The sequence below is a fragment of the Kitasatospora sp. NPDC050463 genome, assembly GCF_040655255.1.
GTDB lineage: Bacteria > Actinomycetota > Actinomycetes > Streptomycetales > Streptomycetaceae > Kitasatospora.
In genome coordinates this window covers 22,490-49,445 of sequence record NZ_JBFAJO010000065.1, presented here as the reverse complement: position 1 = coordinate 49,445, position 26,956 = coordinate 22,490, and the positions used below count along the sequence as shown (strand labels likewise).

The following is a 26,956-nucleotide window of genomic DNA, read 5'->3' as shown; positions in this document are numbered from 1 at the left end:
CGTGCGGGCGCGGCGGATCGAGGTGGACTACGCGTCGCATTCGGTGCACGTGGAGGCGATCGAGGCGGAGCTCGCGGAGTTGCTGGCGCCGGTGAGCCCGGTGAGCGGTGAGGTGCCGTTCTTCTCCACCGTCGTGACCGACTGGCTGGACACCGCGGCGCTGGACGCCGGCTACTGGTACACCAACCTGCGCGAGACCGTCGGCTTCGCGCCCGCCGTCGCCGCCCTCGCCGAGGCCGGCCACGACCGCTTCGTCGAGATCAGCGCCCACCCGGTGGTCCAGCACGGCATCCGCGACACCCTCGCCGACGCCGGCGCCCACGACGCCGCGGTCACCGGCACCCTGCGCCGCGACGACGGCGGGCTCGCCCGCCTGCTCGTCTCCGCCGCCGAGTACTGGGTGAGCGGCGGCGAACTCGACTGGCACCCGCTGCTGGCCCCCGCCGCCCCGCGTCCGGTCGAACTGCCCACCTACGCCTTCCAGCACGAGACCTACTGGCCCAAGTCCGTCCGGACCGACGGCGACCCCGGCCACCTCGGCGTCACTGCCGCCGGTCACCCGCTGCTCGGTGCTGCCGTCGCCCTGGCTGACGCCGACGGCGTGCTGCTCACCGGCCGGCTCTCGCTCAGGACCCACCCCTGGCTGGCCGACCACGCCGTCAACGGCAGCGTCATCCTGCCCGGCACCGCCTTCGTCGACCTCGCCCTGCGGGCCGGCGACGAGGCCGGCTGCGACCTGCTGGAGGAGCTGACCATCCAGGCCCCGCTCACCCTGCCGGAGCGTGGCGGTGTCCAGGTGCAGCTCGCCGTCGCCGCCCCCGACCCCGACGGCCGGCGCGCCCTCACCGTGCACTCCCGCGCCGAGGACGCCGCCCCCGACGAGCCGTGGACCAGGCATGCCACCGGCGTCCTCGCCCACGACCCGATCCCGGCGGCCTTCGCCGAGCAGAGCTGGCCGCCGGCCGGGGCGGACGCCCTCGCGGCCGACTCCGTCTACGAGCTGATGGACGCCGTCGGCGTCCGGTACGGCCCCGCCTTCCGCGGCGTCAAGGCCGTCTGGCGGCGCGGGCGCGAGCTGTTCGCCGAGGTCGCCCTCCCCGAGGCGGCCGCCGACGGCCAGGACGGCTTCGGCCTGCACCCCGCGCTGCTCGACGCGGCGCTCCAGCCGCTCGCCCTCGGCGGGTTCTTCACCGAACAGCCCGGCCGCTCCGGCGGCCCGCTGCTGCCCTTCGCCTGGACCAACGTGCGGCTGGCCGCCACCGGCGCCGCCGCCCTGCGGGTCCGGCTCGCCGAGGCCGGCCCGAACGGCGTCCGGATCGAGGTCGCCGACGCCGCCGGCACGCCGGTCGCCTCCGTCGACACGCTCGCCGTGCGCCCGCTCGCCGCCGAGGACCTGGGTGCCGCCGGCGACCCGCTGCGCGACAGCCTGTTCACGCTCGACTGGGTGCCCGCCCCGCAGGGCCCGGCCACCGCCCTGGACGGCGCACCCTGCCTGCTGCTCGGCGACGCCGACGGCGAGCCGCCGCTGCGGGAGGTCCTGGAGGCCGCCGGCGCCCGGATCGGCGCCCGCGGCGAGGACCGGCCCGCCGACGGCCCGCTGCCGCGACTGGCCGTCCTGCCCCGGACCGGCACCGCCGCCGGCCTCGACGAGGCCGCCGCGATCCGCGCCGTCACCGCCGAGGTGCTGGCCGCCGCCCAGGACTGGCTCGCCGACGACCGCAACGGCGAAGCGCCGCTGGTCGTCCTCACCCAGGGCGCCGTGCCCGCCGGCGAGTCGCTCGGCGACGACCTGCCCGGCGCCGCCGTCTGGGGCCTGATCCGCTCCGCCCAGTCGGAGCATCCCGGCCGCTTCGTGCTCGCCGACCTCGACGGCACCGACGCCTCCTGGCGGGCCCTGCCGGCCGCACTCGCCACCGGCGAACCCCAGCTGGCCCTGCGCGAGGGCACCGTCCTCGCCCCCCGGCTGGCCCGCCCGGCCCCGCGCACCGAGGACGCGGCGCCCGGCTCCCGCTGGAACGCCGACGGCACCGTCCTGGTCACCGGCGGCACCGGCACCCTCGGCCGGATCGTCGCCCGCCACCTCGTCGCCGAACACGGCGTCCGCCACCTGCTGCTGACCAGCCGTCAGGGCGAAGGCGCCGCCGGAGCCGCCGAACTCGCCGCCGAACTCACCGGGCTCGGCGCCACCGTCACCGTCGCCGCCTGCGACGCCGCCGACCGGCAGGCGCTCTCCGCCGTCCTCGCGGACCTCCCCGCCGAGCGCCCGCTCACCGGCGTCGTGCACGCCGCCGGGGCCCTCGACGACGGCACCCTCGCCGCGCTCACCCCCGAGCGCCTCGACACCGTGCTGCGCCCCAAGGCCGACGCCGTGCTCGCCCTGCACGAGCTCACCCGGGACCTCCCGCTCACCGCGTTCGTCCTGTTCTCCTCCGCCGCCGGCGTCCTCGGCGGCCCCGGCCAGGCCAACTACGCGGCGGCCAACGCCGTCGTCGACGCCCTCGCCCGCCGCCGCCACGCCCTCGGCCTGCCGGCCCTGGCCCTCGCCTGGGGCCTCTGGGAACAGGACAGCGGCCTCACCGGCACCCTCACCGAGGCCGACCGGGCCCGCCTGGCCCGCACCGGCATCACCCCGATCACCACCACCGACGGGCTCGCCCTGCTGGACGCCGCCTGCGCCCACGGCCACGCCGCCCTGGTACCGGTCGGCCTGGACTTCACGCCACTGCGGGCCGCCGCCCGGTTCGGCGCGCTGCCCCCGTTGCTGCACGGGCTCGTCCCGCCCGGCCGCCGCCGCGCCGCCGGCGTCGACCCGGCCGTCGCCGCCGAGCTGCGCGAGCGCCTGGCCCGGATGCCCGAGGGCGAGCACGCCCGCGTGCTGCTCGACCTGGTGCTGACCCAGGTCGCCCTCGTCCTCGGCCACCGTGACCAGAGCACCGTCGAGGCCGACCGCCCGTTCAAGGAGACCGGCTTCGACTCGCTGACCGCCGTCGAGTTCCGCAACCGGATGAACGCCGCCACCGGCCTGCGGCTGCCCGCCACGCTGATCTTCGACCACCCGACCCCGCTCGTGCTGGCCGGCTTCCTCCGCGCCCAGCTGCTCGACGCCCCGACCGGTGCCGGCCCCGCCCGCACCGTGGCCGGCGCCGACCAGGACCCGATCGTCATCGTCGGCATGAGCTGCCGCCTCCCCGGCGGCGTCACCGACCCCGACCAGCTCTGGCAGCTGGTCGCCGAGGGCCGCGACGCGATGGGCGGGTTCCCGACCGATCGCAACTGGAACCTCGCCGAGCTGTACCACCCCGACCCCGAGCACCCCGGCACCACCTACACCAGAGAAGGCGGCTTCGTCGACCAGGCGACCGGCTTCGACCCCTCCTTCTTCGGCATCTCGCCCCGCGAGGCCGTCGCCATGGACCCCCAGCAGCGCCTGCTGCTGGAGAGCACCTGGGAGGTGCTGGAGAACGCCGGGATCGACCCCGCCGCCGTCCGCGGCACCCAGACCGGCGTCTTCGTCGGCCTGATGTACCACGACTACGGCATGCACCTGCAGCACCTGGACGACGACCTCGACGGCTTCGTCGGCACCGGGGTCTCCGCCGGCGTCGCCTCCGGCCGGCTCTCCTACACCTTCGGCTTCGAGGGGCCCTCGGTCACCGTCGACACCGCGTGCTCCTCCTCGCTGGTCGCCCTGCACTGGGCCGTCCAGGCGCTGCGTTCCGGCGAGTGCGACCTCGCGCTCGCCGGCGGCGTCACCGTGCTCTCCACCCCGTCCGTCTTCGTCGACTTCAGCCGCCAGCGCGGCCTCGCCGCCGACGGCCGGTGCAAGTCCTTCGCCTCCGCCGCCGACGGCACCGGCTGGGCCGAGGGCGTCGGCATGCTGCTCGTCGAACGGCTCTCCGACGCCCGCCGCAACGGCCACCAGGTCCTCGCCGTCGTCAAGGGCTCGGCGATCAACCAGGACGGGGCCAGCTACGGGCTCACCGCGCCCAACGGGCCCGCCCAGCAGCGCGTCATCCGCCAGGCCCTGACGTCCGCCCGGCTCGGCCCCGCCGACGTCGACGCGGTCGAGGGCCACGGCACCGGCACCACCCTCGGCGACCCGATCGAGGCCCAGGCCATCCTCGCCACCTACGGTCAGGACCGCCCCGAGGAGCAGCCGCTCTGGCTCGGCTCCATCAAGTCCAACATCGGCCACACCCAGGCCGCCGCCGGCGTCGCCGGAGTGATCAAGATGGTGCAGGCCATCCGGCACGGAGAACTGCCGCGGACCCTGCACGTCGACGAGCCCACCAAGCACGTCGACTGGACCGAGGGCGCCACCCGGCTGCTCGCCGAGGCCCGGCCCTGGCCCGAGACCGGCCGCCCCCGTCGGGCCGGCGTCTCCTCCTTCGGCATCAGCGGCACCAACGCCCACGTCATCCTGGAGCAGGCGCCCGCCGGGACCCCGGCGGCCCCGGCCGCCGAGCCGGCCGCCCTCCCGTGGCTGCTCTCCGCGAAGACCGCCGACGCCCTCCAGGACCAGGCCCGCCTCCTGCGCGCCCACCTGGCCGCCCACCCCGACCAGAGCGCCACCGAGCTGGCCCGCTCGCTCGCCACCACCCGCACCGTGCACAAGCGCCGGCTGGCCGTCCTCGGCACCACCCGCGACGACCTCGCGGCCGCCCTCGACGCGGTGCTCGCCCACACCCCGACCGAACACGTCGTCACCGGCACCGCAGGCCGGGTGCGGACCGGCTACCTCTTCACCGGCCAGGGCAGCCAGCGGCTCGCCATGGGCCGCGAGCTGTACGCCGCCCACCCGGTCTACGCCGCCGCCTTCGACGCCGTCTGCGACGAGTTCGACCGGTACCTCGACCTGCCGCTGCGCCAGGTCCTCGACGGCACCGCACCCGGCGCCGGGGACGCCGAGGCCGCCGCCGGGCTGCTCGGGCAGACCCAGTACACCCAGGCCGCGCTGTTCGCGGTCGAGACCGCCCTGCACCGCACCCTGGAGGCCTGGGGCGTCCACCCCGACATCCTCGCCGGACACTCGATCGGCGAACTCGTCGCCGCCCACGTCGCGGGCGTCCTCACGCTGCCCGACGCGGTCAAACTGGTCGCCGCCCGCGGCCGCCTGATGCAGGCCCTCCCGGCCGGCGGCGCGATGGTCGCCGTCCGGGCCACCGAGGCCGAGGTGCTGCCGCTGCTCGCCGGCCACGCCGACACCGTCGCCGTCGCCGCCGTCAACGGACCCACCGCCGTGGTGCTCTCCGGCGTCGCGGACGACGTCCTGTCGATCGCCGCCGAACTCGCCGAACGCGGCCACAAGACACGGCGACTGACGGTCAGTCATGCCTTCCACTCGCCGCTGATGGACCCGGCCGTCGAGGAGTTCCGCGCCGTCGCCAAGGAGGTCGTCTACCAGGAGCCGCGGATCCCCGTCGTCTCCAACGTCACCGGCCGCCTGGCCACCACGGCCGAGCTCACCTCACCCGACTACTGGGCCGAGCAGCTGCGCGAGCCGGTCCGCTTCCACGACGGCGTCCGCACGCTCCAGGAGCAGGGCGTCACCCTGCTGCTCGAACTCGGCCCCGACGCCGTGCTCGCGGCGATGGCCCAGGAGGGCCTGACCGACTGGAACGGCGCCGCCGTCCCGCTGCTGCGCCGCGACCGGGCCGAGGCCGCCGGCCTGATCGAGGCCCTGGCCCGGGCGCACGTCCGCGGCCTCGCCGTCGACTGGGGCACCGTGATCGGCGCCGGACCGACCGTCCCGCTGCCCACCTACCCCTTCCAGCGCCGCCGCTACTGGCCGCCGGCCCCCAAGGCCGCCGCGGCCGCGCTGCCCGGCGCCGGCCTCTGGGACGCCGTCGCACGCGAGGACCTGACCGGGCTGCTCGCCGTGCTCGGCCTGGGCGCGGACGCCCCGCTCGGCGAGCTGCTGCCGGCCCTGGCCCGGCTGCGCGCCCAGGACGCCCACACCGCCACCCGCGGGCCCGCACTGCTCGCCGCCGGCCCGGCCGGCGAGGCCGCGGCCGCCCGGGAGGAGGAGGAACCGGCCGGCGACCCGCTGGACGACGCCGAGGCCTTCCGCCGGCTGCTGGCCGAGTGCCCGGCCGAGGAGCACCGCGGCCTGCTGGTCGGGCTGGTCCGCCGGCACGCCGCCGCCGTCCTGCAGTTCCCCGACGCGGAGGCGATCGAGCAGGACGCCGAGTTCTTCGAGCTCGGTCTCTCCTCGATGGCCGCCGTCGAACTGCGCAACCGCCTCGTCGGCATCACCGGCATCCCGCTGGAGGCCGACGCCGTCTACGACTACCCGACGCCCGAGGAACTCGCCGATCACCTGCTGACGGAGGCAGTAGGCTGACGCCCGGAGCGGCCGGCGAGCGGCCGACGACCGGGGGAGCGAAGCAACCGTGATCAGGGTCCTGCTGGCCGACGATCAGGCGCTGATCCGCGGCGCGCTCGCGTCCATGCTCCGGCTGGAGCCCGACCTGGAGGTCGTCGGCGAGGTCGGCTCCGGCGCCGAGGTCGAGGCGGTCGCCCTGCGCACCCGGCCCGACGTCGTCCTGATGGACGTCCAGATGCCGGGCAAGGACGGCCTCGCCGTCACCGCCGACCTGGCCCGCTCGCTGCCGGCCTGCAAGGTCGTCATCTGCACCACCTTCGGCCGCCCGGGGTACCTCACCCGGGCGGTCGCGGCCGGTGCGGTGGGCTTCGTGGTCAAGGACGCCCCGCCCGAGCAACTGGTGGAGGCCGTCCGGCGGGCCGCGGCCGGGCTGCGGGTGCTGGACCACGCGCTGGCCTCCGAGGCGATGCTGTCGGGCACCAGCCCGCTCACCACCCGTGAGCGGGAGGTGCTGGCCGAGGCCCTCGGCGGCGGCACCGTCACCGACATCGCCCGTGCGCTCGGCCTCTCCGACGGCACCGTGCGCAACCACGTCTCCTCGGCGATGGCGAAGACCTCCGCCCGGACCCGTGCGGAGGCGGCCCGCATCGCGGAGGAGCGCGGCTGGCTGTAGCCGGCCGCACTGCGCACCCCGGACGACCCCGGCCGCCTCCGCGGCCGGGGTCGTCGGCGTCCGCAGCCGCGCGGGGCGCACCGGAACGGCGAAGCGGCCCGCACCGGGTGGGTGCGGGCCGCTTCGCCGGGGGCGGCGCGGACGCCGGTTACGGGGCCGCCGCCGCGGCGGCCGCCCGCAGGGCCCGGGCGAGGGCCGGCGGGGTCGGGCTCTCGAAGAGGTCCTGCAGTTTCATCCGGACCCCGGTCTCCTTGTGGAGCTCCTGGAGCAGCCGGATGCCCAGCAGCGAGTGCCCGCCGTCGGCGAAGAAGTGGCTCTCCACGCCGAGACCGGTGCGGCCCAGCACCGTGTTCCAGAGCGGCAGCACCACGTCCAGCAGCTCGTCGCCGCTGCCTGCCGACCCGCCGTCGGCCGGCCCGCTGCGGCCGCCCCCGTCCGGCCCGGCCGTCGCGGCGGCCCGGTCGGCCAGCAACTCCTCGGCCCGCCGACGCAGCGCCGGGTAGTCCACCTTGTCGTTGCCGGTCATCGGGAAGGCGTCCACGGCCACGAACTCCTGGGGTGTCGCGGCAGGGGGGAGCGAGGCGTGGGCGTGCTCCCACAGGTCGCCCACGGCCTCGGGGCGGTCCGGGACCACCACGAAGGCCCACAGTGCGGCCTCGCCGTCCGGGCCGTCGGCCACCACCACGGCGGCGGCGGCCACGTCGGGGTGGGTCAGCAGCACGCCCTCCACCTCGCCCAGCTCGATCCGGTTGCCGCGCAGCTTGATCTGACGGTCCAGCCGGCCCAGGATCTCCAGCCGGCCGTCGTGGCTCCAGGCCGCCGCGTCGCCGGTCCGGTAGAACCGGCCGAACTCCGGCTGCTCGCCGAACCGCTGGGCGGTCAGTTCGGGCCGGTCGTGGTAGCCGACCGCCACGCCCTGACCGGCGACGCACAGCTCGCCACGGGTGCCCAGCGGCAGCACCCGCCCGTCCGGCGCGGCCACGAACACCCGGGTGTTGGCGATCGGCGTGCCGACATCCACCCGGACGGCGCCCGCCTCGATCCGCCCGGCGGTCGACCAGATGGTGGTCTCGGTCGGCCCGTACACGTTGATGAGCTCGCAGCCGGTGGCGGCCAGCTTGCCGGCCAGCACGGCGGGCAGCGGCTCGCCGCCGCAGAGCACCCGGCAGCCGGCCAGCCGATCGGCGACCTGGTCGATGACCAGGCGCCAGGTGGTCGGCGTGGCCTGGACCACGGTGGCCTCGTAGCGGCGCAGCGCCTCGGCCAGCTCGGCGCCGTCGGTCCGGGCCCCGGCGGGCGCGACGGCCAGCCGGGCGCCGGTGACCAGCGGCAGGAACAGCTCCAGGGCGGAGATGTCGAAGCTGAACGTGGTCAGCCAGAGCACCGTGTCGGCCGGGCCGACCCGCAGGTCGTCGGCGAAGTGCGTGATCAGGTTGGCGAGGTTGCGGTGGTCCAGCAGGGTGCCCTTGGGCACCCCGGTGGAGCCGCTGGTGTAGATCAGGTAGGCGAGGTCGGCCCCGGTCGCGCCGCCGGTCGGCTCGACCGGCCCGTCGACCGGCTCCACCGAGCCGACGTCCACCAGCGCCAGGGCGGTCGGCCCGCCGGGGGCGGTGACGCCCTCGCCGAGCAGCACGGCCACCGCGCCCGAATCGTCGAGCTGGTGGCGCAGCCGCTGCTCGGGGTGGTCCGGATCGAGCGGCAGGTACGCGGCACCGGCGAGCCAGACACCGAGCGCGGCCGCGGCCAGCTCGGCGCCGCGCGGCGCGAGCAGCGCCACCACGTCGCCCCGGCCGACGCCGGCGGCCAGCAGCCCGTCCCGGGTGGCCTCGGCGGCGGCCCACAGCCGGCGCGGACCGAAGGCCCGGTCCCCGTCGAGGACGGCGGCGCCCGGCACGGCGCCGTCCTCGGCCGGCGCGCCCGACACCCGTTCGGCGATCAGCTCCAGCACGGTGGGCCGGGACAGCTCGCGCTCGGTGGCGTTGGCCGCACCGATCACCGACCGGTCCCGGTCGGACCAGACCGGTACCTCGGCCAGCGGCCGGTCCGGTGCCGCGGCGAGCGTGACCAGCAGTTCCTCGTAGCGGTCGAGCAGCAGCCGCACGTCGGCCGGGTCGAGCACGTCCACGCAGAACGCGGCCCGGATCCGCAGCGACTCCGGTGCCGAGGTGACGAAGAACTCCAGGTCGAACTTGCTGAAGCCGTTCTCGATCACCTCGTGCACCGCCGGCAGCCCGTCCAGCTCGAAGCCGGCGTTCATCTCGGCGGGCACGTAGTTGAAGGTGTGCCGGAAGAGGTTGTTGCGCCAGCCCTCGCGCTCCACCAGCCCCAGCATCTCGTCCACCGGGTAGTCGGCGTACGAGGCCGACTCCATGAAGGTGCGCCGGGCCAGCTTCACGTACGACCGGAAGCCCGCCGCCGGGTCGACCGGCATCCGCAGGGTGAGCACGTTGATGTGGTAGCCGATCGCCGCCGCGGTCTCCGGGGACCGCACGCTCACCGGCGAGCCGATGGTGAGGTCCGGTCCGGCTCCGTGCGCGGCCAGCAGCACCCCGTACGCGGCCAGCAGGACGACCGACTCCGGGGCCCGCAGCGCCTTCTGCATCCGACGCACCGCGTCGCGCGCGGCCGGGGACAGCTCCCGGTTGACGACCTGTCCGGCCAGCGACGCCCCGGCCGCCTCCGGCCGCTCGCACCACAGGTCGAGGTCGCCGGCCCGGAACCCTGCCAGCTTCTCGCGCCAGAACGCGGCGCTGGCCTCACTGGGCGCCGGCTCCTGCCAGGCGGGCGCGACCTCGGGCTCGGCGTCGCCGCCGCCGGCCGCCAGGGCGTTGTAGGCGGAGATGAGTTCGCCCAGCAGCAGCACGGAGGAGAGCCCGTCGAAGACCGCATGGTGGACGGCGACGCAGTACACCTCCCGGCTGCGCCCGGAGGCGTCGTGCTCGGTCTGCACGGCGACCCGCACCAGCAGGCTGCCGTCGGTCGCGAACGGGCGGCCGAGGAACCTGGTCAGCTCGGCGCGGCCCTCGCCGGGCCCGGCGTCCGGCAGTTCCTCCAGGCTCAGCTCGACGCGGTCGGCCGGAAGGACCTCCCGGACCATGCTCTCCGGCTCGATCCTGAACACCGTCCGCAGCACCTCGTGGCGCCGCACCGCACGGGTGACCGCCGCGAGCAGCAGCGGCCGCCGCAGCCTCCCCTCCACGCTGAACGCCACGCTCAGGTTGTTCACCCCGGTGCCGGGGGCGAACTCCTCCAGCAGCCACAGGGCCTGCTCCTTGTCGGTGGCCCGCTGCCCCGGCATCCGGTTCATGATCACTTCCCCAGCAGCTCGGCGACCGTGCGGACGACCTCGTTCGACCGGAGCAGTTCGTCATGGCCCTCGGTGAACGCGAGCTCGCGGGCGACCACGCCCTCGGCCGCGTGCTCGCCGGCCACGCCGCGCAGCCGGTTCAGACCGTTGCCCGCGCTGGACGAACTGAACGCGGTGGCCCGCCGCCAGCCCACGCTGGGGTCCAGCTGGTCGGCGTAGCTCAGGTAGGAGAGGAAGGAGCTGAACGCGCCCCACATCTCCACGCCGTACTCGACGTCCAGGCCGGCCCGCTGGAACGCGCGCTGGCCGATGGCCCGGAAGGTCTCGTAGAGCTCGGAGGCGTAGCGGCCGACCGTCATGCCCTCGGTGTCGTAGAGGCGGTTGACGGCCTCCTGGGTCTCGGTGACGTCCTCGTCGTTCAGGATCGAGGACAGGATGCCGAGGACGTTGCCGAACTGGTAGCGGATGGTGTCCATGCTGGTCTGCTCGGGGTCGAACACGATCAGCTGGGGTTCGTCGCCCTGGTACTCGGCGACCGCGTCGGCCAGCTCGGCGGCGTAGACGGCGCCCACGCAGTAGCCCATCACGGCCTTCACCCGCAGCCCGCTCTCCCGGACCGGCGTCAGCCAGGAGCGGACGTACGCGGCGCCGTCTATGTCGGCGCCGGGCTCGATGCTCGGCGGGACGATGTGCCAGAAGGCGGGGTCGAGGTCGAGCCGTGCCACCAGGTCGGGGAAGCCGGCCTCCGGGCGACCGGTGACGGTGAAGTCGGCGCAGAGGACGACCTCCTTGGCGACCAGGTCGGCCGCCTCGCCGGTGCCGGAGACCGTGACGCCGTCCGGGCCGCCGGCGACGTGCGCGCCGGACTTCCCCTCGGACGTCGCAGCGGTCTTCGCGAGTGTCTGCCAGGTCGCAGCGAGATTCATGATCGGTTTCCTTGAGTCGGTCAGGGTGGGCGTGGGGACTGGGTGAGAGGTCATGAGGTTCCGCCTTCCAGCGCCAGCTGGATGAGGTTGTCGACGTCCATGGCGTCGATCGCCCCGGCCTTCTCCTCGGCCTCCGCCTGCGGGTCGTCGCCCGGACCGGACGCCAGCTTGAACAGCGCCTCGATCAGGCCCGCCTCGCGGAGACGGGCGATCGGCAGGGAGGTGAGGAGCGTCCGCACCTCGGCGTCGCTCTGCGCCGGAGCACCGTGGGCACCCGCCGACGAGTCGGCGAACTCCTCCGGGAAGAACCGCTCCATGAGGTGGTCGGTCAGGGCGTCGGGCGTCGGGTAGTCGAAGATCAGCGTGGCCGGCAGGCGCAGGCCGGCGGCTCCGTTCAGCCGGTTGCGGAACTCGACCGCGGTGAGCGAGTCGAAGCCCAGTTCCTGGAGTTGGCGGCCCGGGTCGATCGCGGTGGCGTCGGCGAAGCCGAGCACGGCCGCGACCTGCTCCCGGACGAAGTCCACCAGGACCGGCCGCCGCCGGGCCGGGTCCAGCGCGGCGAGCCGGTCGGCCAGCCCGGCGGCGGGAGCCGTGGCGGCGGCCGTCCGCCCGGTGCGCTGGGTGCGGACCTTGATGAACTTGGCGGGGACGAGGGTGGGTTGGGTGGTGGCGGTGGCGGTGTCGAAGAGGGTGAGGCCGTCGGTGGGGGTGAGGGGGGCGATGCCGGCGGCGGCGAGGCGTCGTAGGTCGGCTTCGGTGAGGTCGCCGGCCATGCCGCCGCCTGCCCATAGGCCCCAGGCGAGGGAGGTGGCTCGCAGGCCGTGGGTGGTGCGGTGGTGGGCGAGGGCGTCGAGGGCGGCGTTGGCGGCGGCGTAGGTGGCCTGACCGGCGTTACCCAACGTGCCCGCGAGGGAGGAGTAGAGGACGAACGCGGTGAGGTCGAGGTGCGCGGTCAGCTCGTGGAGGTGCCAGGCGGCGTCGGTCTTGGGCCGCAGGACGGCGTCGAGGCGCTCGGGGGTTTGGGAGGGGAGGAGGCCGTCGTCGAGGATGCCGGCGGTGTGGACGATGGCGGTGGGCGGGTTGGTGGTGATCAGCTCGGCCAGGGCGTCGCGGTCGGTGATGTCGCAGGCGGTGACGCTCACCCGGGCGCCGAGGGTGGTGAGGTCGGCGGCGAGGGTGTCGGCACCCGGTGCCTGGGGGCCTCGTCGGCTTACCAGCAGCAGCTCGCGGACGCCGTGGTGGGTGACGAGGTGGCGGGCGGTGAGTGCGCCGAGGCCACCGGTGCCACCGGTGATGAGGACGGTGGAGTCCGGTCCGAAGGCGGGTTCACCGTCTCGGGGGGTGACGGTGGCGCGGGTGAGGCGGGCGGTCAGCAGGGTTTCGCCGCGGACGGCGATCTGGGTCTCGCCGGTGGTCAGGGCCTTGTCGACCGCGTCGTCCGTGTCGGTGTCGGTGTCGATGAGGGTGATGCGGCCGGGTTGTTCGGCTTGGGCGGCGCGGATCAGGCCCCAGACGGCGGCGTGGGCGAGGTCGATCGGCTCGTCGGCTGTTGTGGCGACGCCGTGGCGGGTGACGATCACGAGTGGGGTGTCGGAGTTCTGGATCGCGGCGAGGACGTGTTCGGTGGTGTGGCGGATCGCGTCGGGGACCGTGAGGCCGTCGGTGGCCGGGACGGTGACGAGATCGAACGCAGGCGCCGTCGCGGTGCCGGCCGGGACCGACACCCACTCCAGTCGGTGCATCGAATCGGTCGGTGCGGCCTCGACCGCGGTGAGCGGCCGGAGTGCGAGCCCGCCGAGCGTGGCGACCGGAACACCGCCCGCGTCGGCGAGGGCGAGCGCGACCGCGCCGCCGGCCCCGCCCGGGCCGACCCGCACGCGGAGCGCGGTCGCACCCGTGGCGTGAAGCGTCAACTCGCTGAAAGCGAAGGGCAGGTGTGGCTGTTCGGCGGGCAGGAAGTCACCCAGGGCGATGGCGTGGAGGGCCGCGTCGAGCAGCGCGGGGTGCAGGCCGAACCGGACCGCGTCCGCGTGGGCCTCCTCGGGCAACGTGATCTCGGCATAGATCTCACCGTCCACCCGCCACGCGGCAGTCAGCCCCTGGAAGGCCGGCCCGTAACCGAGACCCAGGTCGGCGAGGTCGTCGTAGAGGTGGTCGAGTTCCACCGGCTTGGCACCCGGGGGCGGCCAGGCCGCCAGGTCGAAGGCCGGCTCGGCGGCGGCCGGGGCGAGCACACCCTGGGCATGCTCGATCCAGCCGACGGCGTCCTGAGCACGGGAGTGCACTGCCACCCGCCGCCGCTCCGGCTCCACCACTACCTGGAGCTGGGTGGTGCCGCTTGTCGGCAGCACCAGTGGTGCCTGGAGGGTGAGTTCGTCCAGGACCGGAAGCCCGAGTTCGTCGCCGGCGCGGATGGCGAGTTCGGCGAGGGCGGCGCCGGGGAGGATGACGGTGCCGTTGACGACGTGGTCGGCGAGCCAGGGCTGGGCGGCCAGCGAGAGGCGGCCGGTGAAGACCACCGACTCGCCGCCCGCGACCTCCGTGGCCGCGCTGAGCAGCGGGTGGTCGATCGCGTCCAGCCCGGCGGCGGTCACGTCGCCCCTGTCGGCGGTGGTCGCGAGCCAGTAGCGGCTGCGCTGGAAGGCGTAGGTGGGGAGGTCGACCCGGCCGGGCGCGGCGGGGGTGAAGTAGGTCGCCCAGTCGACGTCGATGCCGACGGTGTGGAGTCGGGCGAGGGCTTCGAGGAGGGTGCGGGTCTCGTCGCGGTCCTTGCGGGTGGTGGGGACGAACGTCTCGTCGCCGCCGTCGAGGGTCTGCTGGGCGAGGCCGGTGAGGGTGGTGTCGGGGCCGATCTCCAGGAATACCGCCGCTTCGGTGGCGGTGATGCCGTCGGCGAAGCGGACGGCGTGGCGGACGTGGTTCACCCAGTAGTCGGGGGTGGTGAGTTGGCCGGGTTCGGCGAGGTGGCCGGTGACGTTGGAGACGACCGGCAGAGTCGGCTCGTGGAAGTCGATGTCGCTCAGCGTCGCACGGAAGTCGGCGAGCATCGGGTCCATGAGCGGGGAGTGGAAGGCGTGGGAGACGCGCAGGCGCTTGGTGCGCGCGGTGGTCTGCGCCTCGATGGCGGCGATCGCCGCCTCACTGCCCGAAACGACCACGGCGGCGGGGCCGTTGACGGCGGCGATACCCGCCTCGGCCTCGTGTCCGGCGAGCAATGCGAGGACGTCGGTCTCGGTGGCGGCGATGGCGAGCATCGCCCCGCCGGCGGGCAGGGCCTGCATCAGCCGTGCCCGGTGGGCGACGAGGGTGCAGGCGTCGGCGAGGTCGAACACTCCGGCGACGTGTGCGGCGGCGATCTCACCGACCGAGTGCCCGGCCAGCACGTCCGCGCGGACACCCAGCGACTCCAGCAGCCGGTACAGCGCGACCTCGAAGGCGAACAGCGCCGGCTGCGTCAGCCCCGTCTCGCCCAGCACGCCGTCGGCGTCCTCGAACATCACCTCACGCAGCGACCGACCCACCAACGGGTCCAGCACCTGGCAGATCTCGTCCAACGCCCTCGCGAACACCGGGAACGCGGCCGCCAGATCGGCACCCATCCCGACCCGCTGGCTCCCCTGACCGGCGAACAGGAAGGCAAGCCGCCCACCAGCACCGGAACCCGAGATCTCACCGTCCACGGCCAACGCCCGTAGCCCCGCGACCAGTTCGTCCCGGTCCGCACCTACGACCACCGCACGGTGCTCCAGCACCGCACGCTCACCCACGAGCGCCACACCGACGGCGGTCGGCGAAACGTCGTCCAGCTCCGCCCAGTCCGCCAGCCGCTCGGCCTGCGCGGCCAGCGAGGCGGCGTCCTTGGCGGACACCAGCCAAGGCACCAGCGGAAGTTCCGCCGCCTCCGCCGAAGCCTGCTCGACGGGCTCGCCCTGCTCCAGAATGACGTGGGCGTTGGTGCCGCTGATCCCGAAGGAGGAGACGGCCGCCCGACGCGGCTGGTCGGCCCGGTCCCAGTCCTGCGCCTGGGTGAGGAGCCGGACGGTTCCTGCTGTCCAGTCGATGTGCCGGGACGGCTGTTCGGCGTGCAGGGTGGGCGGCAACGTGCCGTTGCGCATCGCCATCACCATCTTGATGACGCCGCCGACGCCGGCCGCGGCCTGGGAGTGGCCGATGTTGGACTTCAGCGAGCCGAGCCAGAGTGGCTTGTCGGCCGGCCGGTCCTGGCCGTAGGTGGCGAGGAGGGCCTGGGCCTCGATCGGGTCACCGAGCGCGGTGCCGGTTCCGTGTGCCTCCACCGCGTCCACGTCCGACGTGGTGAGGCCCGCATTGGCCAGGGCCTGGCGGATCACCCGCTGCTGTGAGGGCCCGTTCGGGGCGGTCAGGCCGTTGGACGCGCCGTCCTGGTTGACGGCCGAGCCCTTGAGTACGGCGAGCACCTGGTGGCCGTTGCGGCGCGCGTCGGAGAGCCGCTCGACGAGAAGCATTCCGACACCCTCGGCCCAGCCGGTGCCGTCGGCGTCCGAGGAGAACGCCTTGCACCGGCCGTCGGTGGAGAGGCCGCGCTGGCGGGAGAACTCCACGAACGTGCCCGGGGTGGCCATGACGGTGACACCGCCGGCCAGCGCCAGGTCGCACTCGCCGGAGCGCAGTGCCTGGGCCGCGAGGTGCAGGGCGACCAGTGAGGAGGAGCAGGCCGTGTCGACGGTGACCGCCGGGCCCTCGAAACCGAAGGTGTAGGACACCCGACCCGAGGCGACACTGCCGGAGCTGCCGAGGCCGAGCATTCCTTCGAGCTCGGCGGGCGTGCCGTTCTGCGTCCCGTAGTCGTGGTACATCACGCCGGCGAAGACGCCGGTCCGGCTGCCGCGCAGACCGGTCGGGTCGATGCCCGCCCGCTCCATCGCCTCCCAGGAGGATTCGAGCAGCAGGCGCTGCTGCGGGTCCATCGCGGTCGCCTCGCGCGGCGGGATGCCGAAGAAGGCGGCGTCGAACTCGCCCGCGTCGTGCAGGAATCCGCCGTGCCGGGTGTAGACGGTGCCACGGTGGTCCGGGTCGGGGTTGTAGAGCCGCTCCAGGTCCCAGCCGCGGTCCGTCGGGAACCCGGTGACGGCGTCCGTGCCGCCGGCGACGAGGCGCCAGAGGTCCTCGGGCGAGGCGACGCCGCCGGGGTAGCGGCAGGCCATGCCGACGATCGCGATCGGCTCGTCGTCGAGCACCTTGACCGGTGCGACGGCGGTGTCCGCAGGCCGGGCGCCGGTGAGCTCGGCGAGGAGGTGGTCGGCGACCGCCTGGGCGGTCGGGTAGTCGAACACCAGCGTGGAGGGCAGGGGCATCCCCGTAGCCTCCGTGAGGCGGTTGCGCAGTTCGACGGCGGTGAGCGAGTCGAACCCGAGGTCCTGGAACCGCTGATTCGGCTCGACCGCGCTCGCGTTCGCGAACCCGAGGACGATCGCGGCCTGGGAGCGGACGAGCTGCTGCAATTCACCGGGGTCGGTGCTCACGGTCGTCGTCCGGACGGTCCGCGTCGCGGTGGCACTGCTCCGGCGGGTCTGCCGGCGGCCCCGGACGAGGTGCACCGGGGCGAGGACGGGTTGGGTGGCGGCGGTGGCGGTGTCGAGGAGGGTGAGGCCTTCGGTGGGGGTGAGGGGTTTGACGCCTGCTTGTTCCATGCGTCGGAGGTCGGTTTCGGTGAGGTCGGCGGCCATGCCGCCGCCGGTCCAGGGGCCCCAGGCGAGGGAGGTGGCTCGTTGTCCGTGGGTGGTGCGGTGGTGGGCGAGGGCGTCGAGGGCGGCGTTGGCGGCGGCGTAGGTGGTCTGGCCGGCGTTGCCGAGGGTGCCGGCGAGGGAGGAGTAGAGGACGAACGCGGTGAGGTCGAGGTGCGCGGTGAGTTCGTGGAGGTGCCAGGCGGCGTCGGCCTTGGGTCGTAGGACGGCGTCGAGGCGCTCGGGGGTTTGGGAGGTGAGGAGGCCGTCGTCGAGGATGCCGGCGGTGTGGACGATGGCGGTGGGCGGGTTGGTGGTGATCAGCTCGGTCAGGGCGGCGCGGTCGGTGACGTCGCAGGCGGTGATGGTGACGTGGGCGCCGAGGGTGGTGAGGTCGGCGGCCAGTTCGGTCGCGCCGGGGGCGTCGGTGCCTCGTCGGCTGACCAGCAGCAGCTCACGAACGCCGTGGTCGGTGACGAGGTGCCGTGCGGTGAGTGCGCCGAGGCCACCGGTGCCACCGGTGATGAGGACGGTGGAGTCCGGTCCGAAGGCGGGTTCACCGTCTCGGGGGGTGACGGTGGCGCGGGTGAGGTGGGCGGTCAGCAGGGTTTCGCCGCGGACGGCGATCTGGGTCTCGCCGGTGGTCAGGGCCTTGGTCACCGCGTCGTTCGTGTCGGTGTCGGTGTCGATGAGGGTGATGCGGCCGGGTTGTTCGGCTTGGGCGGCGCGGATCAGGCCCCAGGCGGCGGCGTGGGCGAGGTCGATCGGCTCGTCGGCCGTTGTGGCGACGCCGTGGCGGGTGACGACCACCAGTGGGGTGTCGGAGTTCTGGATCGCGGCGAGGACGTGTTCGGTGGTGTGGCGGATGGCGTCCGGGATGGCGAGGCCGTCGGTGGCCGGGACGGTGACCAGCTCGAACGCCGGGATCTCCGCCGTCGCGGTGCCGGCCGTGACTGCTGTCCACTCCAAGTGGTGGAGCATGTCGCGGGCGGCGCTCAGCTGGTCGGCCGAGACCGGACGCAAGGTGAGTGCGCCGATCTCCGCCACCGGTCGGCCGTCGCCGTCCGCCAGGGCGAGGGCCAGCGCGCCGCCGGGAGCCGCAGAGCCGACCTTGATCCGCAGGGCGGTCGCGCCGCTCGCGTGCAGGGTCAGCCCGCTGAAGGCGAACGGCAGGTGGGGCTGTCCGGCGGGCAGGAAGTCGCCCAGGGCGATGGCGTGCAGGGCCGCGTCCAGCAGCGCGGGGTGCAGGCCGAACCGGACCGCGTCCGCACGGCATTCCTCGGGCAACGTGATCTCGGCGTAGACATCACTGTCGACCCGCCAGGCGGCGGTGAGGCCCTGGAACACCGGGCCGTACTCCAGGCCGAGTCCGGCGAGGTCCTCGTAGAGGTTGGTGACGTCGACGGGCTTGGCTCCCGTCGGCGGCCACTGCGTCAGATCGAACCCCGGCGTATCCGTGGTTTCGGCGAGGATGCCTTCCGCGTGCTGGGTCCAGGCGGAGGCGTCGTTGGTGCGGGAGTGGAGGGTGAGCGGGCGGCGGCCCGACTGCTCCGCCGCGGCCACCAGCTGAAGCTCGACGCTGCCGGTGGCGGGCAGGACGAGGGGGGCTTGCAGGGTCAGTTCGTCCAGGTGGGGGAGGCCGAGTTCGTCGCCGGCGCGGATGGCGAGTTCGGCGAGGGCGGCGCCGGGGAGGATGACGGTGCCGTTGACGGCGTGGTCGGTGAGCCAGGGCTGAGCGGAGCGGGAGAGGCGGCCGGTGAAGACCACCGACTCGCCGCCCGCGATCTCGGTGGCGGAGAGCAGGACCGGGTGATCGAGGGTGCCGCGCCGGGTGTCGGTGCCGGACTCCAGCCAGTAACGGCTGCGCTGGAAGGCGTAGGTGGGGAGGTCGACCCGGTCGGGCGCGGCGGGGGCGAAGTAGGCCACCCAGTCCACCGCGATGCCCACCGTGTGGAGCCAGCCCAGGGCTTCCACGACACTGCGGGTCTCGGAGCGGTCCTTGCGGGCGGTCGGGACGAACGTCTCGCCGCCGTCGAGGACCTGTTGGGCCAGGCTGGTCAGCGTGCCATCCGGGCCGATCTCCACGAACACCGCCGCCCCGGTGGCGGTGACGCCGTCGGCGAAGCGGACCGCCTGACGGACGTGGTCCACCCAGTAGTCAACGCTGGTCAGTTGACCAGGCTCGGCGAGGCGGCCGGTGACGTTGGAGACGACCTGAATGGTCGGCTCGTGGAAGACGATGTCGGCCAGTGCCGCACGGAAGTCGGTGAGCATCGGGTCCATGAGCGGGGAGTGGAAGGCGTGGGAGACGCGCAGGCGCTTGGTGCGGGCTGACGTCTGCGTCTCGATGGCGGCGATCGCCGCCTCGGAGCCCGAAACGACCACGGCGGCGGGCCCGTTGACGGCGGCGATCCCCGCCTCCGTCTCGTGTCCGGCGAGCAGCGGCAGGACGTCGGCCTCGGGGGCGGCGATGGCGAGCATCGCCCCGCCGGCCGGGAGGGCCTGCATCAGGCGGGCGCGGTGGGCGACGAGGGTGCAGGCGTCGGCGAGGTCGAATACCCCGGCGACGTGTGCGGCGGCGATCTCACCGACCGAGTGCCCGGCCAGCACGTCCGCGCGGACCCCCAGGGACTCCAGCAGCCGGTAGAGCGCGACCTCGAAGGCGAACAGCGCGGGCTGCGTCAGCCCGGTCTCGCCCAGCACGCCGTCGGCGTCCTCGAACATCACCTCACGCAGCGACCGACCCACCAACGGGTCCAGCACCGCACAGATCTCGTCCAACGCGCTCGCGAACACCGGGAACGCGGCCGCCAGATCGGCACCCATGCCGACCCGCTGGCTCCCCTGCCCGGTGAACAGGAAGGCAAGCCGCCCACCCGCACCGGAACCCGAGATCCCACCGTCCACGGCCAACGCCCGCAGCCCGGCGACCAGTTCGTCCCGGCCGGTGCCCACGACCACCGCACGCCGCTCCAGGTTCGAGCGCTTCACGAGGGCCGCGCCCAGGGCAACGACCGGCGTCTCGGCGGTGACCCAGTCGGCGAGTCGAGCTGCCTGAGCCTGGAGGGCAGAGGCGTTCTTGCCGGAGAGGAGCAGCGGGACGACGGGGAGTTCCGCCGGGTCGCCGGAGGGCGGGGCGGTGGCTTCGCCCTGCTCGATGATGACGTGGGCATTGGTGCCGCTGATCCCGAAGGAGGAGACGGCCGCGCGGCGTGGCGCGCCCTGGTTGCCCCACTGTCGGGCCTGGGTGAGCAGTTCGACCGCGCCCGCCGTCCAGTCGATGTGCGGGGAGGGCTGTTCGGCGTGCAGGGTGCGGGGCAGGATGCCGTTGCGCATCGCCATGACCATCTTGATGATGCCGCCGACACCGGCCGCGGCCTGGCTGTGCCCGATGTTGGACTTCAGGGAACCGAGCCAGAGCGGGTTCTCCTGCGACCGCTCCTGGCCGTAGGTGGCGAGGAGGGCCTGGGCCTCGATCGGGTCACCCAGTGTCGTGCCGGTGCCGTGCGCCTCGACGGCGTCGACCTCGGCGGCCGTGAGGCCGGCGTTGGCGAGGGCCTGCCGGATGACGCGCTGCTGGGACGGGCCGTTGGGGGCGGTGAGACCGTTGGAGGCGCCGTCCTGGTTCAGTGCGCTGCCCTTGACGATCGCGAGGACCTGGTGGCCGTTGCGGCGGGCGTCGGAGAGGCGCTCGACGAGCAGCATGCCCGCGCCCTCGGCCCAGCCGGTGCCGTCGGCATCGGCGGAGAAGGCCTTGCACCGGCCGTCGGCCGCGAGGCCGCGCTGGCGGGAGAACTCGACGAACATGCCCGGGGTGGCCATCACGGTGACACCGCCGGCCAGCGCCAGGTCGCACTCGCCGGAGCGCAGTGCCTGCGCCGCCCAGTGCAGCGCGACGAGCGAGGACGAGCACGCGGTGTCGACGGTGACGGCGGGGCCCTCGAAACCGAAGGTGTAGGACACCCGACCGGTCACCAGGCTGCCGCCGCTGGTCGCGGCCGGTGCGGTGCCGAGACCGTAGTCGTGGTACATCAGGCCGGCGAAGACGCCGGTCCGGCTGCCGCGCAGCGTAGCCGGGTCGACCCCGGCGCGTTCCATCGCCTCCCAGGAGGTCTCCAGCAGCAGGCGCTGCTGCGGGTCCATGGCGAGCGCCTCACGCGGCGAGATCCCGAAGAACCCGGGGTCGAACTCGGCCGCGTCGTAGAGGAACCCGCCCTGACGGGCGTAGGTCTTGCCGGGCGCGCCGGGTACCGGGTCGTAGAGGCCGTCGATGTCCCAGCCGCGGTCGGTCGGGAAGTCCGCGACGGCGTCCCGGCCATGTGCGACCAGCTGCCAGAGGTCCTCGGGCGAGGCGACGCCGCCGGGGTAGCGGCAGGCCATGCCGACGATCGCGATCGGCTCGTCGTCGTGGGGCACGGTGGCGGCGGTGACGGTGGCTTCGGAGGTCCGCGCGCTGCCGAGTTCGGTGGCGAGGTGGTCGGCGACGGCTTGGGCAGTGGGGTAGTCGAAGATCAGCGTGGAGGGCAGCCGGAGCCCGGTCGCCGTGCCGAGGCGGTTGCGGAACTCGACGGCGGTGAGCGAGTCGAACCCGAGGTCCTGGAACTGGCGGTCCGGGGCGATCGCCGACCCGTCGGCGAACCCGAGGACGGCGGCGGCCTGGGTGCGTACCAGCTCGGCCAGTTCGGCCGGGCTGTACACGCCGGCCTTTCCGGCGGCCTTGGCGGCCCGGCGGGGCTTGCCCCGGGTGAGACGCGCGGGGACCAGCGCGGCGTCGTCCGAACGGACGGTCGTGTCGAGGAGGGTGAGGCCTTCGGTGGGGGTGAGGGGTTTGACGCCTGCTTGTTCCATGCGTCGGAGGTCGGTTTCGGTGAGGTCGGCGGCCATGCCGCCGCCGGTCCAGGGGCCCCAGGCGAGGGAGGTGGCTCGTTGTCCGTGGGTGGTGCGGTGGTGGGCGAGGGCGTCGAGGGCTGCGTTGGCGGCGGCGTAGGTGGACTGGCCGGCGTTGCCGAGGGTGCCGGCGAGGGAGGAGTAGAGGACGAACGCGGTGAGGTCGAGGTGCGCGGTGAGTTCGTGCAGGTGCCAGGCGGCGTCGGCCTTCGGCCGCAGGACGGCGTCGAGGCGCTCGGGGGTCTGGGAGGGGAGGAGGCCGTCGTCGAGGATGCCGGCGGTGTGGACGATCGCGGTCGGCGGGTTGGCAGCGACCAGCTCGGCCAGGGCGGCGCGGTCGGTGATGTCGCAGGCGGTGACGCTCACCCGGGCGCCCAGGGCGGTGAGCTGCTCGACCAGCTCGGACGCGCCGGGGGCCTCGGCACCTCGTCGGCTGACCAGCAGCAGCTCACGCACACCGTGGTGGGTGACGAGGTGGCGGGCGGTGAGTGCGCCGAGGCCGCCGGTGCCGCCGGTGATGAGGACGGTGGAGTCCGGCCCGAAGGCGGGTTCGCCGTCTCGGGGGGTGACGGTGGCGCGGGTGAGGCGGGGCGTGAGGAGTTGGCCGCCGCGGACGGCGATCTGGGTCTCGCCGGTGGTCAGGGCCTTGTCGACCGCGTCGTCCGTGTCGGTGTCGGTGTCGATGAGGGTGATGCGTCCGGGTTGTTCGGCTTGGGCGGCGCGGGCCAGGCCCCAGACGGCGGCGTGGGCGAGGTCGATCGGCTCGTCGGCTGTCGTGGCGACGCCGTGGCGGGTGACGACCACCAGTGGGGTGTCGGAGTTCTGGATCGCGGCGAGGACGTGTTCGGCGGTGTGGCGGATGGCGTCCGGGACGGCGAGGCCGTCGGTGGTCGGGACGGTGACGAGCTCGTACGCCGGGATCTCGGCCGTACCACTCGTTACCGCCGTCCACTCCAGTCGGTGGAGCAACTGGGCTGCGCCGGCCGCAGTCAGCTGGTCACCGGTGATCGGCCGCAGCACCAGCTCGCCGACCTCGGCGACGGGCGTGCCCGTGCCGTCGGCGAGGGCGAGTGCGACCGCACCGGTCCCGGCGGGGGTGATGCGCACGCGCAGGGTGGTCGCTCCCTGGGCCAGGACGGCGATGTCCGCCCAGGTGAAGGGCAGATGGGGCTGTCCGGCTGGCAGGAAGTCACCCAGGGCGACGGTGTGCAGGGCCGCGTCGAGCAGAGCGGGGTGGAGGGCGAAGCGTCGGGCGTCGGCGTGCGCGTCGTCGGGAAGGGCGAGCTCGGCGTAGACGTCGCCGTCGAGTCGCCAGGCCGCGGTGAGGCCCTGGAACACCGGCCCGTACTCCAGGCCCATCGCGGCCAGGTCGTCGTACAGTCCGTCGACCGCGACCGGCTGGGCGCCGCGCGGCGGCCAGATGGACAGGTCGAAGGCCGGTGCGGCCGTGGTCCGGGCGAGAAGGCCCCGGGCGTGTTCGGTCCAGGTGTCGGCGTCGTTCGTGCGGGAGTGGACGGCCACGGGGCGTAGGCCGGATTCGTCGGCCGACGTGACCAGTAGCTGGATCTCGACGCTGCCGGTCGCGGGCAGCAGAAGGGGTGTCTGAAGGGTGAGTTCGCGCAGGTGGGGGAGGCCGAGTTCGTCGCCGGCGCGGATGGCGAGTTCGGCGAGGGCGGCGCCGGGGAGGATGACGGTGCCGTTGACGGCGTGGTCGGTGAGCCAGGGCTGGGCGGAGCGGGAGAGGCGGCCGGTGAAGAGGACGGACTCGCCGCCCGCGACCTCGGTGGCGGAGAGCAGGACCGGATGGTCGAGAGTGCCGCGCTGGGTGTGGGTACCGGACTCCAACCAGTAGCGGCTGCGCTGGAATGCGTAGGTGGGCAGGTCGACCCGGCCGGGCGCGGCGGGGGCGAAGTAGGTCGCCCAGTCGACGTCGATGCCGACGGTGTGGAGTCGGGCGAGGGCTTCGAGGAGGGTGCGCGTCTCGTCGCGGTCCTTGCGGGCGGTGGGGACGAAGGTCTCGTCGCCGCCGTCGAGGGTCTGCTGGGCGAGTCCGGCGAGGGTGATGTCGGGGCCGATCTCCAGGAACACCGCCGCTTCGGTGGCGGTGACGCCGTCGGCGAAGCGGACGGCCTGGCGGACGTGGTCCACCCAGTAGTCGGGGGTGGTCAGTTGACCAGGCTCGGCGAGTCGGCCGGTGACGTTGGAGACGACCGGCAGGGTCGGCTCGTGGAAGACGATGTCGGCCAGTGCCGCACGGAAGTCGGCGAGCATCGGGTCCATGAGCGGTGAGTGGAAGGCGTGCGAGACGCGCAGGCGCTTGGTGCGCGCGGTGGTCTGCGTCTCGATGGCGGCGATCGCCGCCTCGGAGCCGGAGACGACCACGGCGGCGGGCCCGTTGACGGCGGCGATCCCCGCCTCCGTCTCGTGTCCGGCGAGCAGCGGCAGGACGTCGGCCTCGGGGGCGGCGATGGCGAGCATCGCCCCGCCGGCCGGGAGGGCCTGCATCAGGCGGGCGCGGTGGGCGACCAGGGTGCAGGCGTCGGCGAGGTCGAACACTCCGGCGACGTGTGCGGCGGCGATCTCACCGACCGAGTGCCCGGCCAGCACGTCCGCGCGAACGCCGAGGGACTCCAGCAGACGGTAGAGCGCGACCTCGAAGGCGAACAGCGCGGGCTGCGTCAGCCCGGTCTCGTTCAGCACACCGTCGGCGTCTTCGAACATCACCTCGCGCAGCGATCGGCCCACCAGCGGGTCCAGCACCGCACAGATCTCGTCCAATGCGTTGGCGAACACCGGGAACGCGGAAGCCAGTTCACGACCCATCCCGACCCGCTGGCTCCCCTGCCCGGTGAACAGGAAGGCGAGCCGCCCACCCGCACCGGAACCCGAGATCCCACCGTCCACGGCCAACGACCGCAGCCCGGCGACCAGTTCGTCCCGGTCCGCACCCACGACCACCGCACGCCGCTCCAGCACCGCACGGCCACCGGCCAGCGCCGCACCGACCACGGTCGGCGAAGTCCCGTCCTGCTCCGCCCAGTCCGCGAGCCGCTCGGCCTGCGCGGCCAGCGAGGCGGCGTCCTTGGCGGACACCAGCCAGGGCACCAGCGGGAGTTCGCCCGCGTGCACCGCAGCGGTATCCGGTTCGCCCTGCTCGATGATGACGTGCGCGTTGGTGCCGCTGATGCCGAAGGAGGAGACGGCGGCGCGGCGCGGCGCGCCGCCGCCGGCCCAGTCCCGGGCCTCGGCCAGCAACTGCACGGTGCCGTCGGACCAGTCGACGTGCGGGGACGGAGCGTCGATGTGGAGACTCTGCGGCAGTACACCGTTGCGCATCGCCATCACCATCTTGATGACGCCTGCGACACCGGCGGCCGCCTGGGTGTGACCGATGTTGGACTTCACCGAGCCGAGCCACAACGGCTTGTCCTGGGAACGCTCCTGGCCGTAGGTGGCGAGCAGCGCCTGGGCCTCGATCGGGTCCCCGAGCGCGGTGCCGGTGCCGTGGGCCTCTACCGCGTCCACGTCCGCAGCCGTCAGCCCGGCGTTCGCGAGCGCCTGGCGGATCACCCGCTGCTGCGAGGGTCCGTTGGGGGCGGTCAGGCCGTTGGACGCGCCGTCCTGGTTGACGGCCGAACCCTTCAGTACGGCGAGCACCTGGTGGCCGTTGCGGCGCGCGTCGGAGAGGCGCTCGACGAGGAGCATGCCGACGCCCTCGCCCCAGCCGGTGCCGTCCGCCCCGGCGGCGAACGCCCGGCAGCGCCCGTCCGGTGACAGGCCGCGCTGGCGGGAGAACTCCACGAACGTGCCCGGGGTGGCCATGACGGTCGCGCCGCCGGCCAGCGCCAGGTCGCACTCGCCGGAGCGCAGCGCCTGGGCCGCGAGGTGCAGGGCGACCAGTGACGACGAGCACGCCGTGTCCACCGTCACTGCCGGGCCCTCGAAGCCGAAGGTGTAGGACACCCGGCCCGAGGCGACGCTGCCGGAGGTGCCGATCCCGATCAGTCCCTCCAACTCAGCAGGTGTGGAGCCGAGTTGGGTGGCGTAGTCGTGGTACATCACACCGGCGAAGACACCGGTCCGGCTGCCGCGCAGCGCGGTCGGGTCGATGCCGGCCCGCTCGACGGCCTCCCACGAGGTCTCCAGCAGCAGGCGCTGCTGCGGGTCGGTCGCGAGCGCCTCGCGCGGCGAGATGCCGAAGAACCCGGGGTCGAACTCGCCCGCGTCGTAGAGGAACCCGCCGTGCCGGGCGTACGAGGTGCCGGCCGTCTCCGGGTTGGGGTCGTAGAGCCGCTCCAGGTCCCAGCCGCGGTCGGTCGGGAACTCGCCGATCGCGTCCGCGCCGGTGGCGATCAGCTGCCACAGCTGCTCCGGCGAGGTGACTCCGCCGGGGTAGCGGCAGGCCATGCCGACGATCGCGATCGGCTCGTCCGCCGCCGTGGTGGCGGCGACGGCCCGGCGGCCACGGGTGTCCTGCTCGCCGGCCAGGTAGTCGGTGACGGCCTGGGCGGACGGGTAGTCGAAGACGAGCGTCGCCGGGAGGCGGAGCCCGGTGGCGGAGTTGAGGCGGTTGCGCAGCTCGACGGCGGTGAGGGAGTCGAAGCCGAGGTCCTGGAACCGGCGGGACGGGTCGACGGCGCTGCCGTCGGCGAAGCCGAGCACCGAGGCGATCTGGTCCCGGACCAACCGCAGCAGCTCCCGGGGGTCGGCGGTGGCGCCGGCCGTCGTAGTGGCGGCCGTGGCGGCGCCCGCCCGGCGGGCCGGGGTCCGGACGAGGCTGCGCAGGACGGCCGCGAGCGTGCCGGCGCGGGCCTGGTCCTGGAGGGCGGGCAGGCTCAGCGCGGCCGGGACGAGTGCCGCCCGGTCACCTGCCGCGGTGGCGTCGAGCAGTGCCAGGCCGTCCTCGACCGGCAGCGGAGTGATGCCGGCCCGTTCCAGACGGCGCAGCTCGGTCTCGCTCAGTTCGCCGCCCATGCCGGGGCCGCCCCAGAGGCCCCAGGAGAGGGAGGTGGCGGGCAGGCCCTGCGCGGCGCGGTGCTGGGCGAGGGCGTCCAGGAAGGTGTTGGCGGCGGCGTAGTTGGCCTGCCCGGGGCTGCCGAGCGTGCCGGAGACGGACGAGAAGAGGACGAACGCCGT

5 protein-coding genes (1 of these 5 only partly in view) are annotated in these 26,956 nt (G+C 74.3%); 2 read left to right on the top strand and 3 right to left on the bottom strand.

Annotation, left to right across the window (positions count from 1 at the left end):
- Position 1 precedes the first annotated feature (1 nt).
- Positions 2-6,343: an SDR family NAD(P)-dependent oxidoreductase gene (locus AB0J08_RS31460; protein WP_360641253.1), complete on the top strand. Its 6,342-nt coding sequence runs from the start codon at positions 2-4 to the stop codon at positions 6,341-6,343.
- A 49-nt stretch (positions 6,344-6,392) separates the two neighbouring features.
- On the top strand, positions 6,393-6,998 hold the full coding sequence (locus tag AB0J08_RS31455; RefSeq protein WP_360641252.1) for a response regulator transcription factor: 606 nt from the start codon (positions 6,393-6,395) through the stop codon (positions 6,996-6,998).
- A gap of 148 nt (positions 6,999-7,146) precedes the next feature.
- Here the strand turns inward: AB0J08_RS31455 and AB0J08_RS31450 are convergent, their stop codons facing one another.
- The 3 genes in view from AB0J08_RS31450 to AB0J08_RS31440 are tightly spaced (at most 50 nt apart) and all read right to left on the bottom strand, a layout consistent with a single transcriptional unit that may run on beyond the window.
- A complete protein-coding gene (locus AB0J08_RS31450; RefSeq protein WP_360641251.1) occupies positions 7,147-10,305 on the bottom strand; it encodes an amino acid adenylation domain-containing protein in 3,159 nt (1,052 codons plus the stop codon).
- 2 nt (positions 10,306-10,307) lie between these two features.
- Positions 10,308-11,231, bottom strand: a complete 924-nt coding sequence (locus tag AB0J08_RS31445; protein ID WP_360641250.1) for a hypothetical protein — start codon at positions 11,229-11,231, stop codon at positions 10,308-10,310.
- Between the two features lie 50 nt (positions 11,232-11,281).
- On the bottom strand, positions 11,282-26,956 hold the 3' end of the coding sequence (locus AB0J08_RS31440) for an SDR family NAD(P)-dependent oxidoreductase (RefSeq protein ID WP_360641249.1). It continues 16,782 nt past the right edge of the window; only the last 15,675 of its 32,457 coding nucleotides appear in the window; the start codon falls outside the window, past its right edge; it ends in the stop codon at positions 11,282-11,284.

Bases quoted from the DNA above. Each gene is read 5' to 3' on its own strand.
- AB0J08_RS31450 (WP_360641251.1), bottom strand. From the start codon at position 10,305: ATGAACCGGATGCCGGGGCAGCGGGCCACCGACAAGGAGCAGGCCCTG.
- AB0J08_RS31445 (WP_360641250.1), bottom strand. From the start codon at position 11,231: ATGAATCTCGCTGCGACCTGGCAGACACTCGCGAAGACCGCTGCGACG.